Origin of the sequence: Porphyrobacter sp. AAP60 (genome assembly GCF_001296025.1) — a bacterium.
GTDB lineage: Bacteria > Pseudomonadota > Alphaproteobacteria > Sphingomonadales > Sphingomonadaceae > Erythrobacter.
This window is the reverse complement of sequence record NZ_LJHV01000008.1, coordinates 136,039-153,017: the sequence shown is the minus strand read 5'-3', so window position 1 is coordinate 153,017 and position 16,979 is coordinate 136,039. Positions and strand designations below refer to the sequence as shown.

Genomic DNA, 16,979 nt, shown 5'->3' with positions numbered 1-16,979 from the left:
TCACCCCATGTCCGACACGCCGAAATCAGCGCCGACCACCATCAAGGTTGGCAGTTACAACATCCACAAGGGTATCGGCACCGATCGCAAACGTGATCCGGCCCGCATCCTCAAGGTGCTGGCAGAGGTCGATGCCGATGTTGTCTGCCTGCAGGAAGCGGACTTGCGCTTCGGCACCCGCGCCAGCGTGCTGCCGCCGTTCCTGATCGAGAGCCACAGCGATTACGTGCCGGTGCCGCTTGATGTGCAGACCGATTCAATGGGGTGGCACGGCAATGCGATTCTGGTGCGGCAGGGGATCACGGTGGAAAGCCACGACATCATCCACATCCCCTGCCTTGAACCACGCGGGGTGGTGACAGCGACGGTGGCAATCGGCGGGATGAGCCTCAGCGTGTTCGGGATGCATCTCGATCTGTCGGGCCTGTGGCGGGTGCGCCAGGCCCGCGCCATTGCCGCGCTGGGCGATGCGGCGCGGGCAGAGCGGCCCACGGTGTTGATGGGCGATATCAACGAATGGCGTGCGAATGCCGGGTGTTTCCGCGAATTCGGGCGGCATTTTTCGGTGCTTGATCCCGGCCCCAGCTTCCACAGCCAGCGGCCGATCGGCAGGCTCGACCGGATCATGCATTGCGATCGGCTGGTGGCGAAAGAATGCGGCGTGCACCGCAGCGCGCTGGCGACGACGGCGTCCGATCACCTGCCGGTGTGGGCGGAGTTCGAAGTACGGTAAGCGCCCAGAGCGCCTCCCGCCTTTACGAAAGCGCTGCGGAAAGCGCGTTGCGGCTTTGCGATGCTTCGCGGAACGACACCATCACGCGGCGGTCTTCATCCCATAATGCCAGACGCAATGTGCCGCACGCCTGCAGCGCGGTAAACCGGTTGAGATCGCGCAGGTGGGGGTGGCTTTCCAGCACCTCCGGCAAGCGATAGAACGGAATTCTGCTGGCAAGATGGTGGACATGATGGATGCCGATATAGCCGGTGAACCAGCCCAATACCGGCGGCAGATCAAGGTGCGAGCTTCCGTGCAGCGCGGCATCATGGAACGACCAGTCTTCGGCCTTGTCCCAATGCGCATCGGGGAACTGGTGCTGCACATAGAAAAGCCAGACACCCATTGATGCAGCGCTGAGCAACACGGGCAGGAACACCATGGCGGTGGTGGCAAAGCCCCAGAAGTAAACCGGAATCGCCAGCACCAGCGCAGTCACCAGATTGGTCACGATCGCGCTGATCCAGTAGATCGACCCTTCCTTCATCAGGCCGATCGGAAGCCGGTGGCGCAGAAGAAACAGATAGGCCGGGCCGAAGCCCAGCAGCACTACGGGATGGCGATACAGGCGGTAGCCGAAGCGTTGCAGCGCCGTGCGTCCGCGGTATTCGCGCACTGTCAGCGTATCGACATCGCCAATCCCGCGTGCATCCAGATTGCCGGTGGCGGCATGGTGCAGCGCGTGCGAACGGCGCCAGCAATCATAAGGGGTCAGCGTGAACACGCCCATCGCCCGGCCCAGCCAATCATTATTCGCCCGGCTTTTCAGAAAGGCGCCGTGGCCGCAATCATGCTGGATGATGAACAGCCGCAGCAGGAACAGGCCGGCAAGCGGCGTTGCTGCAAGCGCTATGACCCAGCCAGCATCAACTGCCATCGCGATCAGGGCGAACAGGCCGAGAAACGGGATCAGCGTGACTGCCAGTTCCCACGCGCTGCGGAGTGGCTGCGGATCGCGAAACGCCTGCAGGTCTCGCATCAGTTTCCGGGGATCGATCGGCGCGGTGTCTGTGTTTTCGCGGCTGTCGATGAAGGTCGTTTGGTGTTGAATAGCGTTCACATCCTGTCCGCTAATTGGATCAAGACAATTTGTCACGCGGGTTTGACAATTCGGCGTAAACCGGAAGCCGGATCGGCTGCCTGGCGAAGACTCATCCGGATAATCGCGCGCTGCCCCTTGCTGGCGTGATCGCCATCGGGAATCACTTGGTCATGGCGATTCTCTCCGACAAATGGATCCGCGCACAGGCGCTCGAACACGGCATGATCGAACCCTTTGTCGAGGCCCAGCGGCGCGACGGGGTGATTTCCTATGGCCTGTCATCTTACGGCTATGACGCAAGGGTCGCGCCGGAGTTCAAGATTTTCACCAACGTCAATTCATCGGTGGTCGATCCCAAGGCGTTCGATCCGGGCAGCTTTGTCGACCGCGAGACCGATTGCTGCATCATCCCGCCCAACAGCTTTGCACTGGCCCGCACAGTCGAATATTTTCGCGTGCCGGAAGATGTGCTGGTGATCTGTCTGGGCAAAAGCACCTATGCGCGCTGCGGCATCATCGTGAACGTCACCCCGCTGGAGCCGGGCTGGGAAGGGCACGTGACACTGGAGTTTTCGAACACCACGCCGCTGCCTGCCAAAATCTACGCCAATGAAGGCGCGTGCCAGTTCCTGTTCCTCAAGGGCAACGAACGCTGCGAGACCAGCTATAAGGACCGCGCAGGCAAATATATGGGCCAGCGCGGGGTAACCCTGCCGCGGTTGTGACCCTTTCCCGTTCGTGCTGAGCTTGTCGAAGCACCGTACTTTCTTCTAGCACGACACTGAAGAAGCAGGACGGCCCATCGACAAGCTCGGGGCAAACGGAAAGAGGGATCACATGACCACCCGCGAATTCGACATCATCATCTATGGCGCCACCGGCTACACCGGAAGGCTCGTCGCCGAATATCTGGCCACCCACTACGGTGCGCGCGAAGATGGCCCGAAATGGGCGATGGCAGGCCGCAGCCTCGCCAAGCTGGAGGAGGTGCGCGACCTGATCGCCGCGCCGGCCACCACGCCGCTGGTGGTCGCCGATGCCGAAAGCAGCGCCGACCTGGAAGCCATGTGCCTGCGCACCCGTGTCGTGCTCACCACGGTTGGCCCGTACCAGCTTTATGGCGACAAGCTGCTCGCCGCCTGCGTTGCGACCGGCACCGATTATGCCGATCTGTGCGGGGAACCGGCATGGATGGCGGAGAAGATTGCAGAGCATCAGGCTGCGGCCGCCGCCACCGGCGCACGCATCTGTTTCTCGTCGGGCTTCGATTCGATCCCCTTCGATCTCGGCGTGATGATGACGCAGAAGGCCTGCGTCGAACGCTTCGGCAAGCCAGCCCCGCGCATCCGTGGCCGCGTGCGCGCGATGCAGGGCACGTTTTCGGGCGGCACCGCAGCCAGCCTTGGCGCGACGATGAAGGCGGCGGCGAAAAGCCCTTCGCTGATCAACGTGCTGCGTAATCCTTTCGCGCTCACACCGGGTTTCGAAGGGCCGGATCAGCCATCGGGCATGATCCCGAGCCACGAGGAAGACCTCGGCAAGTGGTCCGCACCCTTCGTGATGGCGCCGATCAACACCAAGAACGTGCACCGCACCAACTTCCTGCTCGGCCACCCTTACGGCACCGATTTCAAGTATGACGAGATGATGCTGACCAGCCCCGGCGATGCGGGCCGGGCTGCGGCCAATGCGGCGCTGGAATTCATGAAGAACCCGTTCGGGTCAAAGCCGCCCAAGCCCGGCGAAGGCCCGACCCCCGATGAACGCGCAAACGGCTTCTACGATGTCGTCTTCGTCGCCGACATGGCCGACGGAGGCCGGCTGCAATTCGGCGTGAAGGGCCGCTATGATCCGGGTTATGGCTCGACCTGCCGGATGCTGTCGGAAACCGGCATCGCTCTGCTGGCCTGCGACAAGCCCGGCGGGATCGGCACGCCCGGCAGTTTCCTTGGCGAAGACCTCGTCAAACGGCTCGAAGAGCATGCCGAACTGACCTTCGCTGTCGAAAATTGATCGGGCGGGCATGAAAAAGGGGGCAGCCGGTGTTTCCGGTTGCCCCCTTTTCCTGCAACACGTGCATGCCCTTGCTCGGGGCCGTGCGGCCTGAGTGGTTGTGCCTCAGAAACTCAGGCGCACGCTTGCACGGAAGTTACGGCCCACCAGCGGCACGAAATCCTTGGTGAAGCTGGCATGGCGGCGGCCGGTCACATCGAACAGGTTGTCCGCAGCGATCTGCACCGTCACGTTCTGGTTTTCTGCCAGCGGACGCCATGCAATCAGAGCGTTGACCAGCGTGAAGCTGTCGGTCGGGGATTCAAAGGTGGTCACGCGGTTCTGCTTGTCGAACCACTGCACTTCGCCGCGCACATCGAACGCGCCGGTCTGGGCTTCCAGCGCGCCGAGCAGGCTCAGCGGCGGGATGCGCGGCACGGCGGTGTCATCGGCCAGTTCCGCCTCGACATAGGACGCGCGCAGATCGGTCAGCAGGCGGAACGATCCGGTGTCGATCACGGGGTAGCTCAGCTCTGCTTCGAACCCCCAGAAATCGGCATCCTGCTGGAGATACTGGAACACCGGCAGATCGTCTTCCTCCTCCCCGGTTTCCTCAAGGAAGATGTAGTTGTCGAACCACTGGCGATAGGCCGTCAGGGCAAAGGTGCCCGCCCCGATGCTGCCGCGGGCATAGGCTTCCAGCCCCCAAGCGCGTTCGGTGCGCAGGTCGGCATCGCCGATCTCGAACGCCTGCGTGGCAATGTGCGGGCCGTTGGAGAACAGCTCTTCCGCGCTCGGCGCACGTTCGACCCGCGAACCGTTGATGCCCACGCGCACGCCTTCGATGCCTTCATAAACAAGGCCAAGCGCGCCCGAGAAGGTATCGTAATCACGCTCGACCCCGATGGTCTGGGCTTCGACATTGGTGAACTCGGCGCGGGCGGCGGCTTCGATCTGGATCGGGCCGGTGCCGAATTCCTGCAGCGTGAACACCGCCAGCTGATCGGTCAGGTTCGGCGGAACATAGGCTTCGGCGCCTTCGGCAAAGAAATCGCGGTGGCTGAATTGCACGCCGGTTGACCCGCGCAGCATGCCGCTGGCCTTTTGCACCAGTTCGGCGCGCGCTTCGATGCTGGTCGAATCGAACACGGTGCCCACTTCGGCGCCTTCGAATTCGGTGTGGGTGTAATCCGAATAGCCGACGCGCAGCTTCAGACGCTCGATCGCGCCTTCGCCCAGATAGATGTCGCCCTTGAAGTCGGCGCGGAACTGCTTGAGCCCGATGGTGACGAGTTCCTCACCCTCTTCCTCGCCGCCTTCTTCTTCGCCTTCTTCTTCGCCGTGATGGTGGTGGCCTGCACCCGGACGGGTGGGCACGCCGTAGGTGGTGTCATACCAGCCGAGCGATGCACCAAAGGTGCTTTCGCCGAGGATCAGGCCAAGCCCGGCGTTGATCGTCCAGCTTTCCATCGCGGAATTGGGCACGGTGCCGCGCTGACCGGCGGCTTCGCGCAGTTCGGCGGCTTCTTCCAGCTCGCCCTCTTCGGCTTCTTCGGCGGCATCGGCCAGCAGATCGGCGCGCAATGCGGGTGCGACCTGAAAGCCGCCGATTTCAAAGTCATCGGTCTCGCGCCACGATCCATCGACATGGAACACAAGGTTCGATCCGATCCCGACATCCACCGAAGCCGCTCCGGTGCGCAGGTTGGTGGCGCTGTCGATCCCGCCAAAGGCATCGATGTGAAACGCTTCGTCAGGCATCCGGGTGGGGATGCGCTTGTCGATCACGTTGACCGCGCCGCCGATCGCCTGGCTGCCGTAAAGCAGCACGGCGGGCCCGCGCAGCACTTCGATCCGCTCGACCGTGATCGGCTCGATCGAGGTGGCGTGATCGACCGAGGTGTTCGAAACATCCGCCGTGCCCACGCCGTCCACCAGCACGCGCACACGCTCGCCCTGCTGGCCACGCAATACGGGGCGCGAGGAGCCGGGGGCAAAGCTGGTGGCGGACACGCCGGGCAGCTTGGTCAGCAAATCGCCGATCTGGCCGGTCACCATGTCGCGCTGGATATCGCGCACTTCGAGCACGCTGGTGCCTGCCAGCACGTCGAGTTCCTTCAGGCCCGAAGCGCTGACGATGATGTTGCCTTCGGCATCGGACTGACGGTTGTGGAGATCATCGTCCACTGCGGCGCCGGATTGGGCCGGAGTGGTTTGCGCCAGTGCGGGCAAGGCGACAAAGGCCGATCCCAGCACAGCGGCAAGGGCAAGGCGCGAGGTTGCAAGAAGAGGCTTGCGGTTGATCATGGCAGTTCCCGTAGTTTTTATGTGATAACGTATCACGCATCTAGCGCCCGATGATCCAAATGCAACCCGCAAAGCCGCAGGTGCGTGCAGGAAGGAACGCAAGGTGTGTCCGTGATGCGACACATCTGTGTACTCGGGGCTGTTCTCTGGTCAGCAGGTCAGCGGGAAAGGCCGCCGCCGATCTCCCGGCACTTCAGCTCGATTATCCGCCACGCAAGCCGCGATGGCCGTCCGCCTGCACGGCGCAATTCGTCATCGACACATACCTGAGCGGGCGTTCGGGTATCCGCTTGCCCGTTGCGCAGGGCGCGATCGAGATCGACGATGTCCTGCAAATCCTGCGGGGCGAGATCTCCGATCGCAATATCCCCGCGCCGGAGCGCTTCGTAATTGGCCTGCGCCCGTGCGATCCGGTCGACCGAAGGGGAAGGTGCGGCAGGGGCAGGCGAAGCGGCGGGGGGCGGAGCGCGGCTGATGATCACCGGCTGGCCTGCGTGGACAGGAAGGCCGCTGGTCAAAGCGGTTGCCAGTGCGGCCAGCCAGACGGCCCTTGTGCGAATTATCACCACCAATAGCCCTCCTCCGTCGACTTTTGGCGCTTGCGATTTGAGCCATCAGTTCGGGCAGGCACGGTGGCGCGTGCAGACTGAACAGGCGCTTTCCAATGTCCGCAATCAGCAGCCAAAGGCGTGGCCCGAAGGCCTTTAGTTCGCAAATGTCTAGGAAAACTGGAGCGGGCGAAGGGATTCGAACCCTCGACCCCAACCTTGGCAAGGTTGTGCTCTACCCCTGAGCTACGCCCGCTCACTGGCGCTGACAGAAACCCGCAATTGCGTAGGTTCTGCCGGAGAGGCGGCGCGATTAGCAGCGCCTTCCCAAGCCTGCAAGCGCTAAATTGGCCCGATTGGGGCTTGATCGCGTCGGCCCGAACGGCCAGCACACGCCAGCGCTTCACATCTGCAACCAAAGTCCCACATTGGGGGCACAGGCGCAGACGCGCACAACCACAAGCAGGAGCACGCACCTTGGCCAGCATGGGACTGAGCATCGACGAACAGAAAGCGGTCGAACGCTTCCGCAAGGATGTGGTCGATCCATCGCAGACCAGCCTCGTCATCCTCGATTTCTGGGCCGAATGGTGCGGGCCGTGCAAGGCGCTGACCCCGGTGCTGGAAAAGGTCGCCGCCGAATATGCCGACAAGGGCGTGCTGCTGGCCAAGATCAACGTGGACGAGGAACAGTTCATCGCCGCGCAGTTTCAGGTGCGGTCGATCCCCACGGTCTATGCCATGTTCCAGGGCCAGCCGGTCGCCGATCTGACCAATGCCCGCAGCGAATCGCAGCTGAAGGCCATGCTTGACCAGTTGCTGGGGCAATTGCCGGTGCAGGCGGGCGCGCAAGGTGCCGCCGCGGCCGCACCGAAAGGCCCCACGTCCGAGGAAATCGCCCAGTTCATCAAGCTGGGCGAGGATGCGCTGGCCGCCGCCGATCCGCAGCGCGCTGTCAGCATCTTTGCCCAGATCACCGAATTCGCCCCCGAAAACGCCCCCGCCCACGCAGGGCTGGTGCGCGCATTGGTGCAGATGGGCGAAGTGGAGGAAGCGCAGCAAGTGATGGCCGTGATCGATAGCGATCCGCGCCTTGCCACCGATCCGGCGATTGCGCCTGCCCGCAGCGCGCTCGAACTGGCTGGCACCCGCGTTGATGACAGCGAACTGGCCGCCCTGCGCGCCGCTGCCACCGCTGCGCCCGATGATATGGATGCGCAACTGGCGCTGGCCGAAGCCGCCTTTGCCGCAGGCCAGCGCGATGAAGCTGCCGACACGCTGCTGGCCATGATCGCCGCTGACCGTGAATGGAACGAGGGCGCGGCGCGGGCCAAGCTGCTCAAGATGTTCGAGGCCACCGGCCTTGAGGATGAATGGGTGGTCGGCGTCCGCCGCCGCCTGTCGCGCGTATTGTTTGGATGACCCAGACAATGTCCAAGCGCCTCTCGATCTTCCCGCTGACCGGCGCGGTGCTGTTTCCCGGCATGCAATTGCCGCTCCATATCTTTGAACCGCGTTACCGGGCGCTGGTGGGCGATGCGCTGATTCGCGACCGCCAGATCGCGATGATCCAGCCGCAGCGTCTGGTTGACGGAGCGCCGCTGTATAATGTCGGCTGCGTCGGCCGGATCGGCGAGGTGCAGGCAATGGATGACGGGCGCTACAATATCATCCTCGAAGGCGTCGCCCGTTTCCGCCTGCTGCGCGAACTGGATGTGGCCACCGCCTTCCGCCAGATCGAAGCGGATATCTATGACGAGGACGAAGGCGAAACCCTGTCCCATGCCCAGCGCGGCGGGTTCGAACGCGAGGCGCGGGCCTTTGCCGATATGCAGGGGTATAGCGTTGACTGGGATTCGGTCGAACGACTGGATGATCGCTCGCTGATCAACGGCGTCTCGCAGATCGCGCCCTTCGATCCGGCGTCAAAGCAGGCGCTGCTGGAAGCCGAAACCCTGACCGACCGCTGCGAGCTGCTGGTGCAGTTGATGCAGTTTTACGGCCGCACGGATGGCAGCGAGGAAATCACGACGCTGCAATAGCGGCCATCATTCGCCGTGTTCCCGCCCGAAATCGGGGCGTTCATCGTCCTGACCCTGTTCGATCACCTGCCGCCGGATCGCGCGGGTGCGGGTGAACAGGTCGAACAATGTGTCCCCGTCGCCTGAACGGATGGCGCGTTGCAGGGCGGTCAAATCCTCGCTGAAACGTCCCAGCATCTCCAGCACCGCGCCCTTGTTGGTCAGGAACACATCGCGCCACATGACAGGATCGGACGCGGCAATGCGGGTGAAATCGCGGAAACCGCCAGCCGAGTATTTGATGACTTCGCTTTGCGTCACGTCCTCCAGATCGCTGGCGGTGCCGACGATGGTGTAGGCAATCAGGTGCGGGATGTGGCTGGTCACGGCCAGCACCAGATCATGGTGGGCGGCGTCCATCAGTTCGACCCTGGAGCCGAGCCCGGTCCAGAAATCGCTCAAGGCGTCGAGCGCTGCCGGATCGCAGTCTTCGGGCGGGGTAATGATGCACCACCGGCCTGCAAACAGCGCGGCAAAGCCTGCGTCCGGCCCGCTCTGTTCGGTGCCTGCGACAGGGTGCGCGGGGATGATGCAGGCACCGGGCAATGCTTTGGCAAGCGCTTTGGCAACCGCTTCCTTGGACGAGCCGACATCGCTGATGATCGCGTGCGGGGCGAGCCCCGGCGCAATCGCCCGCGCTGCTTCGGCCATCGCACCCACGGGCACGCACAGGATCACCAGGTCGGCGCCCGCAACGGCGTCCTCGGCCCGCTCGCACACTTGATCGACCAACCCGCGCTCCGCAGCACGCTCGCGCACGCCGGCGTCGCGATCCCAGCCCGTGGTGGCAATCGCAAGCCCCCGCGCCTTGATGGCGAGACCGATCGAACCGCCCAGCAGGCCCAGCCCGATGATGGCAACCCGTGCAATCGTCATACCGCTTCCCCGCACAAGGCGCGCAGGGCAGCGATCACGCGGGTCATATCCTCTGACTTGCCGATAGTGATCCGCAAGGATCGGGGCAGGCCCTGTCCCGGCAGATGCCGCACAGCATAGCCCGCGTCCGACAGTGCTTCCAAAGCACCGGCTGCGGTCACAGCGCCATCAAAATGCACCAGCAGGAAGTTCGCCTCGCTGGGGCTGGCGCTGAGGCCGTGATTGCCGAGCGCCGCGACAGCCTCTGCCAGCCGAGCGCGTTCGGCCATGTTGTGTTTGCGAGTGGCAGCGACGAAGGCCTGATCGCCCAGCGCAGCCAAAGCCGCCTTCTGCCCGCTGACCGACACATTGAACGCGCCGCGCAGCCGGTTGACGAGATCGATCAGATGCGGCGCGCCTGTCACCCAGCCGACCCGTTCCGATGCGAGGCCATAGGCTTTCGAGAAGGTGCGGCTGACCAGCACGTTTTCGTTCGCGGCGGCGAGTTCGAATGCGGCATGTTGCAGCGCCGGATCGACATATTCGCCATAAGCCTCGTCGACGATCAGCAGCACGTCTGATGGCAGGCCCGCGTGCAGCCGTACGACTTCGGACGGAGCCAAAAAGCTGCCCACGGGATTGTTGGGATTATCGAGCAGCACGACCCTGGTGCGCTCTGTCACCGCCGCCAGCAGATTATCGACCGAAGCGGCATAGGAATTATCTTCGGCAAACACGGCTTGCGCGCCAACCTTGTGCGCCAGCAGCGGGTAGAGCGAGAAGGAATAGCGCGAGGCCAGCACCTCGTTCCCCTGACCGGCGAGCGCCTGCACCGCGCAATGCAGCAATTCGCCCGATCCTGTGCCGCAAACGATCCGGTCGGGATCGAGGCCGTGCACTTCGGCGATCTTTTCCCGCAAGGCGCGGGCATCGGGATCGGGGTAATCGGCCGGATTGTGACCCTCGGCCAAGGCAGCCAGCGCCGCCGGGCTGCTGCCGAGCGGGTTTTCATTGGCCGAAAGTTTCACCAGCGGCTTTCCGCTCGCCGACTTGGACTTGCCGGGCACATAGGCGTGAATCTGCGCGATCCAGGGTTTGGGCTGGGGCTTGGCCAGAGGCTTTGAGTTGGGCTTGGACATCGGACTGGCGCGATAGCCAGTTTGGCGGTGCGAATACAGCGCGAAAACGCGGGCGGTGCCAGTGGCTGTGATTGACATGGGCATGGGCCTCCCCCAATTCGCATCGCTCATGAACGCTGCCCCCGCCACGCTGGTCTATGCCATTCCCGATCCCCTGCCGCTCGATAGCGGACAGGTGCTCGAAGGCGCGCAGATCGCCTATGAGACTTACGGCACACTGGCGGCTGACAAGGGCAACGCGGTGCTGGTGTGCCATGCCCTGACCGGCGACCAGTATCTTGCCAGTCCGCACCCGATCACCGGCAAGCCGGGCTGGTGGGAACGGATGGTCGGGCCGGGCAAGCCGATCGACACGGGCCGGCATTTCGTCATCTGCGCCAATGTCATCGGCAGCTGCATGGGATCGACCGGGCCTGCGAGCCCAGACCCTGGCACGCCCGATAGCGCACCTTATGCAATGCGTTTTCCCGTCATCACCATCCGCGACATGGTGCGCGGGCTGGTCGCGCTGCTTGACGGGTTGGGGATCGAGCGGTTGCACGCCGTGGTGGGCGGATCGATGGGCGGGATGCAGGCATTGAGCCTTGCCGCCAACTGGCCGACACGCGCGGCGCGGGTGCTGGTGATCGCATCCACCGCCCGCCATTCGGCGCAGAACATCGCCTTTCACGAAGTCGGCCGGCAGGCGATCATGGCCGATCCGGCTTGGGCGCAAGGCGATTACTACGCGGCTGATGCCAAGCCCGACAATGGCCTGGCCGTGGCGCGGATGGCGGCACATATCACCTATCTTTCGGAAGCGGGGCTGACCGAGAAATTCGGGCGGCGCTTGCAAGACCGCGAGGCCAAGGGCTTTGGTTTCGACGCAGAGTTTCAGGTCGAAAGCTACCTGCGCTATCAGGGCAGCGGCTTCACCCGCAGGTTCGATGCCAACAGCTATCTCTACATCACCCGCGCGATGGATTATTTCGACATTGCCGAAGAACATGGCGGCAAGCTGGCGACCGCCTTTGCCGGGGCAAGCGCAAGGTTCTGCCTTGTCAGCTTCGATACCGATTGGCTCTACCCCACCGCAGAAAGCCGCCACATCGTCCACGCGCTCAACGCTGCGGGCGCGAAAGTCAGCTTTGTCGAGCTTTCGGCGCCGCACGGGCACGACAGTTTTCTGCTGGAGCACGAGCAGCTTGACCGGGTGGTGAAGGGGTTCGTCGAGTGACCTTACGCCCCGATCTTGCCGCCATCGCTGCGCACGTTGCGCCCGGCAGCCGGGTGCTGGACATTGGCTGTGGTGACGGGGCGCTGATGGCGGAGCTGGAGAGTGCCAGCGGCTGCGATGCGCGGGGCATGGAGCTTGACGGCGAACTGGTCGAACGCTGCGTGTCGCGCGGGCTTTCGGTTGTACAGGGCGATGCCAATCTCGATCTGGCGAATTACCCCGACAAGGCGTTCGACTACGCGATCCTCAGCCAGACGCTCCAGACCGCGACCCGGCCCGATCTGATCCTCGATGAACTGCTGCGGGTCGGGCGGCGCGCCTTCGTGTCGTTCCCCAACTTCGCCCACTGGCGCACCCGCGCCGCGCTGATGTTCGGCGGGCGGATGCCGGTGACTCGCGCGCTGCCGGTGAGCTGGTACGAGACCCAGAACATCCACCACGTCACGGTCGAGGATTTCCGCGATCTGGCGCGGGCCAAGGGCGCGACCATCGAGCGCGCGTGGTTCTTCGCCAATGAAACGCAAATCGGCGCGCCAGCAGCTAACTGGCGCGCCGAATTCGCGGTGTTTGAACTCAGTCGGTAATCAGCCTGCGCGGTGCAGCATGCACAGCTTGTGCCCGTCCAGGTCCAGCACATAGCCGAGGTTCAATGTCCCCATCGCGCCGGTGCGCGGGCCGGGTGCGTCCTCGATCGAGGTGCCGCCCGCAGCGACTGCCGCGTCGTGAAACGCCTGAACCTGTTCGAGGCTGTCGCAGGCAAAGCCGATCGTCGATCCGTTGGCGCAGGCCGCTGGTTCGTTGTTGATCGGCTGGCTGATCGCGAAAATGCCGCCATTGTGGAACCAGAACGCGCGCTTGTGGCCGGTGGCGGCTTCGTTGATGTTGCCGGGCCCTGCGCCGAGCGTTGCGAGCACGGCGTCATAAAACGCCTTGGCGCGATCGAAATCATTGGTGCCGATCATCACGTGACTGAACATTGGTAGAAGTCTCCTCTCATAAGACAGGTTGCGGATTAGGACGGATTCCGGCGTGCGGCAATGCCGATTCCGGTAGCGCAAGGTTCATGTCGCAGTGCATAGAATAAGCCATGCTCACCCCGCTTCTCGCCGCCGCACTGGCGCTTCAGGCTGCGCCTGCGGCCGCTGCTTCCGAACCTGCCGTGATCTCTCAGGAAAACCGTGCACTGCTGCGCTGCGCTGCGGCCTTTGCGCTGGTCGCCAACCGGCAGGCGCAGGGCGAAGCCAGCGCCCGGCAGTGGCCTGATGTGGGCACCCGCGGGCGCGAATTCTTCGTGTTGGCGATGGCGCAATTGATGGATGCCACCGGGCTTGACCGCGCCGGGATCACCCGGCTTGCGGGCGATGAAGCCAGGGCGCTTGCCGCCAGCGGGGATACGGACAAGATCATGCCATCGTGCCTGTTGATGCTGGAAGCATCCGGCATCTGAATACTCCCCCGCTTACCATCGCGGGGCCATGGATTTGACTTTGGAATTGCGGCATGGAGCGGGCCTATGTGGCAACTCCATCAATTCCCGCTATGCCCTTTCAGTCGCAAGATCCGGCTGCTGCTGAGCGAAAAGAACATTCCCTTCGATCTGGTGCGCGAAGACCCGTGGGCTGCATCCGACATGTTCTTCAACCTCAATCCGGCCGGGCGCACTCCGGTGATTGTCAATCAGGAAAAGAACGTCATCATCCCCGATAGCCGGGCGATTGCGGAATATTTCGAGGAGACGGTCGATCGCACCCCGATGATCAACGGCACGGCAGCGCAGCGCGCCGAAATCCGCCGTCTGGTCGCGCTGTTCGACGAGAATTTCTACGCCGATGTCACTGCCCCGCTTTTGTCGGAACGGATGAAGAAGCGGATCCTGCGCCAACCGCCCGATAGCGGCGCGCTGCGCAATGCCATGAAGATGGCGCACGGGCATCTCGACTATCTCGACTGGTTGATCGACAACCGGCCATGGGTGGCAGGTTCCACGATGAGCCTCGCTGATCTGGCGGCGGCGGCACAGATTTCGGTCGCGGATTATCTCGGCGGGATCGACTGGGCCGGGCACGAACAATCGCGTGGCTGGTATGCCGTATTCAAAAGCAGGCCGAGCTTTCGCCCGCTGCTGACCGAGCGGATGGAGCAGATCAAGCCGCCGCCGCATTATGCGCAGGTGGATGGGTAGCATCCTCGCTCACGGGGCCTGAAGGCCCCGTCGCTGCGGGCGCGCAGTCGCGCTTGCGGAATGTCTTCGACATTCCGATATTGGCGTGCACGAGAGAGGAAGCCTTATGATCGACGATCCCCGCACTATCACCGACGCCGAATGGCGCGAGAAGCTTGATCCCATGCAGTATCATGTGCTGCGCGAAGCCGGGACCGAACGCGCCTTCACTGGCGAATATGACAAGTTCTATGACGAAGGCGAATATCATTGCGCCGCCTGCGGCACGCAATTGTTCTATTCGACCGCCAAGTATAATTCCGGCTGTGGTTGGCCCGCTTTCACCCGGCCTGCGGATGAGGAGGTGATCGAAGAACATCGCGATACCGCTTACGGCATGATCCGCACCGAAGTGCGCTGCGGGACGTGCGGCGGGCATCTGGGCCATGTGTTTCCCGATGGCCCGCCCGAACAGGGCGGCCTGCGGTATTGCATCAATTCCGCTGCGCTCATCTTCACCCCGGCAGAAGACTGAGCAGCCTGCAAAGGGTGAACGGGGGATGTCCGGGGGATGGTGCGCGATTGCCGGTTCACCCGCGGTTACAACTTGCCTATGCAAGGCGTCGGGGTCTCACCACTTGGCGGCGGGCATCAATTGAGCATGGACAATGTCGAAAAGGGGTGAGCGGTTGCAGGCCAGGAACGCGCGCGGAAAGCGCCGGGCGGCGACCGAACGGTCAGCAACGCCTCCGGTGAACGGTGCGGGCGGCGAACCTCCGCCGCGCTGGCGCCGCTGGCTGAAGCGCGGGCTGCTGGGCGGGGCCGCGTTGGCGCTGCTGGGCGCGGTGTTTCTGGCTTTTGCCGTGATCTTCGCGGCACAATCCCTGCCCAGCTACGGAACCTTGCAGGCAACCCAGCCGGGGCAGACCATCGTGGTGCGCGCGCGTGACGGGCGCGAGCTGGTGGAGCTTGGCCCCAGCTTTGGCGAGTGGCTGGATTACGAAGAAATCCCTGAAAACATGACCAACGCGATGGTCGCGGTGGAAGACAAGCGCTTCCGGTCGCATTACGGCGTCGATCCGGTGCGGCTGACCGGCGCGCTGATCGAAGGGCTGACAGGAACGCGCGCAAGGTTGGGCGGCACCTCCACGATTACCCAGCAGCTGGCGCGCAACCTGTTCCTCAACAACAACCGCTCGCTTGACCGCAAGGCGCGCGAAGCGGTGCTGGCGATGGCGCTGGAATGGCGGTTTTCCAAGGACGAGATCCTCGAGCTTTATCTCAACAAGGTCTATTTCGGCGGCGGCGCCTATGGCATCGATTCCGCCAGCCGCAAGTTCTTCAGCCACCCGGCCACCGAGCTGAGCGTCGAGGAAGCCGCGATTATTGCCGGGCTGGTCAAGGCGCCCAGCCGCTATTCGCCCACAGCCGATGTGCAGGCCGCGGTTGACCGTGCGCAGGTGGTGCTGCGGTTGATGCGCGAACAGGGCTATATTTCCGCCGATCAGGCGGCTGTCGATGTCAGCGCGGTGCAGCTCAAGGAACAGTCGGGCCAGAACTCGGTGCGGTATTTCACGGATTGGGTGCTGCCGCAGCTCGATATCATCCTGCCTGAAACTTACGAGCCGATCGAGGTGTGGACGACGCTCGACATCGGGATGCAGCGCGCCGCCACCGCCGCGATCGAGGCCAACACGCCCAGTGGAACGCAAGGCGCGCTGGTCAGCCTTGATCGTGACGGGGCGATCCTCGCGATGGTCGGCGGCACCGATTATGTTGAAAGCAATTACAACCGCGCCACCGCCGCGATGCGTCAGCCGGGTTCTGCATGGAAGCTGTTTGTCTATCTTGCCGCCTTGGAGGCTGGCTATACGCCCGAGGACAAAGTGGTCGACACGCCGGTGACGATCAACGGCTGGAGCCCGCGCAATTCCAACGGGCGCAATATCGGCGAAACCGATGTGCGCACGGCGTTTGCCTTTTCGATCAACACTGTGGCGGCGCAGCTGGGCAATGAAGTCGGCTTCGGCACTGTTTCGTCGATGGCCAAGCGGTTCGGGATCAGTTCGCAAGTGTCGACTTACCCTTCGATGGTGCTGGGGTCGTCAGAGGTGCGCGTGATCGAGATGACGCAGGCTTTTGCGGCGATTTCAGCCAAAGGGCAGGCGGTCTCCCCTTACGGCATCACCAAAGTGACCAGCGCGAGCGGCGATGTGCTCTACAGCCACGAAGCCACGCGCAGGTCGTCGCTTGTGCCCGATTACGTGGTCGCCGGTGCCACCGATATCCTGCAGGCCGCAGTCCAGACCGGTACGGGCCGCGCGGCGCAAATCGGACGCCCGGTGGCGGGCAAGACCGGCACCACATCATCGAACAAGGACGGCTGGTTCATCGGTTTTTCCAGCGGGATCACCACAGGGGTGTGGATGGGCCGCGATGATGCCAGGGCGGTATCGGGCTTGCAGGGTGGGCGGGCCCCGGCGCAGGCTTTTGCCGCCTATATGCGCTATGCTGTCAGGGATCGCCCGGTCGAGGAATTCGACGTGACGCTCAACTTGCCCGAATGGCAGCTGGAGCCCGATGAAGAGGCGATGTTCGGCGATCCGGACGAATATTACTACATCGATGAACAGGGCAATCTGATCGAGCCCGGTCGGCGCGATCCGGCGGAAAGCCCCCTGGGGATCGAGGGCGAACAGGCTCCGCCTGCGGCCAGCCGGGATTTTCTGGAGGAGGCAACGGGCGGTGAAATACCGCGGGTGCCGCGCCGGGTTCCGCCGCAGCCGCCGCTGCCGCCAGCCCAGCAGCAGTCCCAGTCCCAGTCTCAATCCCAGGCCCAGCAATCGCCTGTCTTCTGATACAA

Annotated in this window: 17 protein-coding genes and 1 tRNA gene; 11 read left to right on the top strand and 7 right to left on the bottom strand. The window is 63.5% G+C overall.

Annotation, left to right across the window (positions count from 1 at the left end):
* The first annotated feature begins 7 nt into the window (after positions 1-7).
* Positions 8-733, top strand: coding sequence for an endonuclease/exonuclease/phosphatase family protein (locus IP79_RS06665; RefSeq protein ID WP_054118495.1), 726 nt, complete (start codon positions 8-10; stop codon positions 731-733).
* Between the two features lie 22 nt (positions 734-755).
* Here IP79_RS06665 and IP79_RS06660 read toward each other — a convergent pair whose 3' ends face one another.
* Positions 756-1,835 carry a fatty acid desaturase gene (locus IP79_RS06660; protein WP_233994112.1) on the bottom strand — a complete coding sequence of 360 codons (1,080 nt, stop codon included), beginning with the start codon at positions 1,833-1,835 and terminating at the stop codon, positions 756-758.
* A gap of 152 nt (positions 1,836-1,987) precedes the next feature.
* Here IP79_RS06660 and dcd point away from each other — a divergent pair, with 152 nt between their 5' ends.
* Positions 1,988-2,542 carry a dCTP deaminase gene (dcd, locus tag IP79_RS06655; RefSeq protein WP_054118494.1) on the top strand — a complete coding sequence of 185 codons (555 nt, stop codon included), beginning with the start codon at positions 1,988-1,990 and terminating at the stop codon, positions 2,540-2,542.
* Positions 2,543-2,654: 112 nt separating this feature from the next.
* Positions 2,655-3,830 (top strand): saccharopine dehydrogenase family protein, encoded by a 1,176-nt coding sequence (locus IP79_RS06650; RefSeq protein ID WP_054118493.1) that lies wholly within the window; start codon positions 2,655-2,657, stop codon positions 3,828-3,830.
* Between the two features lie 105 nt (positions 3,831-3,935).
* Here IP79_RS06650 and IP79_RS06645 read toward each other — a convergent pair whose 3' ends face one another.
* The 3 genes from IP79_RS06645 to IP79_RS06635 all read right to left on the bottom strand — a co-directional run bounded on the left by IP79_RS06645 (position 3,936) and on the right by IP79_RS06635 (position 6,920).
* A complete protein-coding gene (locus IP79_RS06645) occupies positions 3,936-6,116 on the bottom strand; it encodes a TonB-dependent receptor (RefSeq protein ID WP_054118492.1) in 2,181 nt (726 codons plus the stop codon).
* Between the two features lie 158 nt (positions 6,117-6,274).
* Positions 6,275-6,682, bottom strand: a complete 408-nt coding sequence (locus IP79_RS06640; RefSeq protein WP_197273763.1) for a hypothetical protein — start codon at positions 6,680-6,682, stop codon at positions 6,275-6,277.
* Between the two features lie 163 nt (positions 6,683-6,845).
* A tRNA-Gly gene (locus IP79_RS06635) sits at positions 6,846-6,920 on the bottom strand.
* Between the two features lie 230 nt (positions 6,921-7,150).
* Here IP79_RS06635 and IP79_RS06630 point away from each other — a divergent pair.
* Together IP79_RS06630 and IP79_RS06625 are read left to right on the top strand one after the other, a co-directional pair.
* A complete protein-coding gene (locus tag IP79_RS06630; protein ID WP_054118490.1) occupies positions 7,151-8,086 on the top strand; it encodes a tetratricopeptide repeat protein in 936 nt (311 codons plus the stop codon).
* Positions 8,083-8,706, top strand: a complete 624-nt coding sequence (locus IP79_RS06625; protein ID WP_233994111.1) for an LON peptidase substrate-binding domain-containing protein — start codon at positions 8,083-8,085, stop codon at positions 8,704-8,706. Before IP79_RS06630 ends, IP79_RS06625 begins: the two co-directional genes overlap by 4 nt.
* A gap of 6 nt (positions 8,707-8,712) precedes the next feature.
* Here the strand turns inward: IP79_RS06625 and IP79_RS06620 are convergent, their stop codons facing one another.
* Both IP79_RS06620 and IP79_RS06615 read right to left on the bottom strand, forming a co-directional pair.
* Complete coding sequence (locus IP79_RS06620; protein ID WP_054118488.1) at positions 8,713-9,621, bottom strand: prephenate/arogenate dehydrogenase family protein; 909 nt, start codon at positions 9,619-9,621, stop codon at positions 8,713-8,715.
* A complete protein-coding gene (locus IP79_RS06615) occupies positions 9,618-10,739 on the bottom strand; it encodes a pyridoxal phosphate-dependent aminotransferase (protein ID WP_054118952.1) in 1,122 nt (373 codons plus the stop codon). The genes IP79_RS06620 and IP79_RS06615 overlap by 4 nt, the downstream gene beginning before the upstream one ends.
* Positions 10,740-10,848: 109 nt before the next feature.
* Between IP79_RS06615 and metX the strand changes: the two genes are divergently transcribed.
* The gene (metX, locus tag IP79_RS06610) at positions 10,849-11,955 is read left to right on the top strand and encodes a homoserine O-acetyltransferase MetX (RefSeq protein ID WP_054118951.1); all 1,107 of its coding nucleotides are present in this window, start codon (positions 10,849-10,851) and stop codon (positions 11,953-11,955) included.
* Positions 11,952-12,539, top strand: coding sequence for a methionine biosynthesis protein MetW (gene metW / locus IP79_RS06605; protein ID WP_054118487.1), 588 nt, complete (start codon positions 11,952-11,954; stop codon positions 12,537-12,539). Before metX ends, metW begins: the two co-directional genes overlap by 4 nt.
* Here the strand turns inward: metW and IP79_RS06600 are convergent, their stop codons facing one another.
* Positions 12,540-12,932 carry a VOC family protein gene (locus IP79_RS06600; RefSeq protein WP_054118486.1) on the bottom strand — a complete coding sequence of 131 codons (393 nt, stop codon included), beginning with the start codon at positions 12,930-12,932 and terminating at the stop codon, positions 12,540-12,542.
* A gap of 110 nt (positions 12,933-13,042) precedes the next feature.
* Between IP79_RS06600 and IP79_RS06595 the strand changes: the two genes are divergently transcribed.
* The 4 genes from IP79_RS06595 to IP79_RS06580 all read left to right on the top strand — a co-directional run bounded on the left by IP79_RS06595 (position 13,043) and on the right by IP79_RS06580 (position 16,974).
* A complete protein-coding gene (locus IP79_RS06595) occupies positions 13,043-13,402 on the top strand; it encodes a hypothetical protein (protein ID WP_054118485.1) in 360 nt (119 codons plus the stop codon).
* 66 nt (positions 13,403-13,468) lie between these two features.
* Complete coding sequence (locus IP79_RS06590; protein ID WP_054118484.1) at positions 13,469-14,137, top strand: glutathione S-transferase family protein; 669 nt, start codon at positions 13,469-13,471, stop codon at positions 14,135-14,137.
* Between the two features lie 106 nt (positions 14,138-14,243).
* Positions 14,244-14,651: a peptide-methionine (R)-S-oxide reductase MsrB gene (msrB, locus tag IP79_RS06585; RefSeq protein WP_156318160.1), complete on the top strand. Its 408-nt coding sequence runs from the start codon at positions 14,244-14,246 to the stop codon at positions 14,649-14,651.
* A 133-nt stretch (positions 14,652-14,784) separates the two neighbouring features.
* Positions 14,785-16,974 carry a transglycosylase domain-containing protein gene (locus tag IP79_RS06580; RefSeq protein ID WP_054118483.1) on the top strand — a complete coding sequence of 730 codons (2,190 nt, stop codon included), beginning with the start codon at positions 14,785-14,787 and terminating at the stop codon, positions 16,972-16,974.
* The last annotated feature ends 5 nt before the right edge of the window (positions 16,975-16,979 follow it).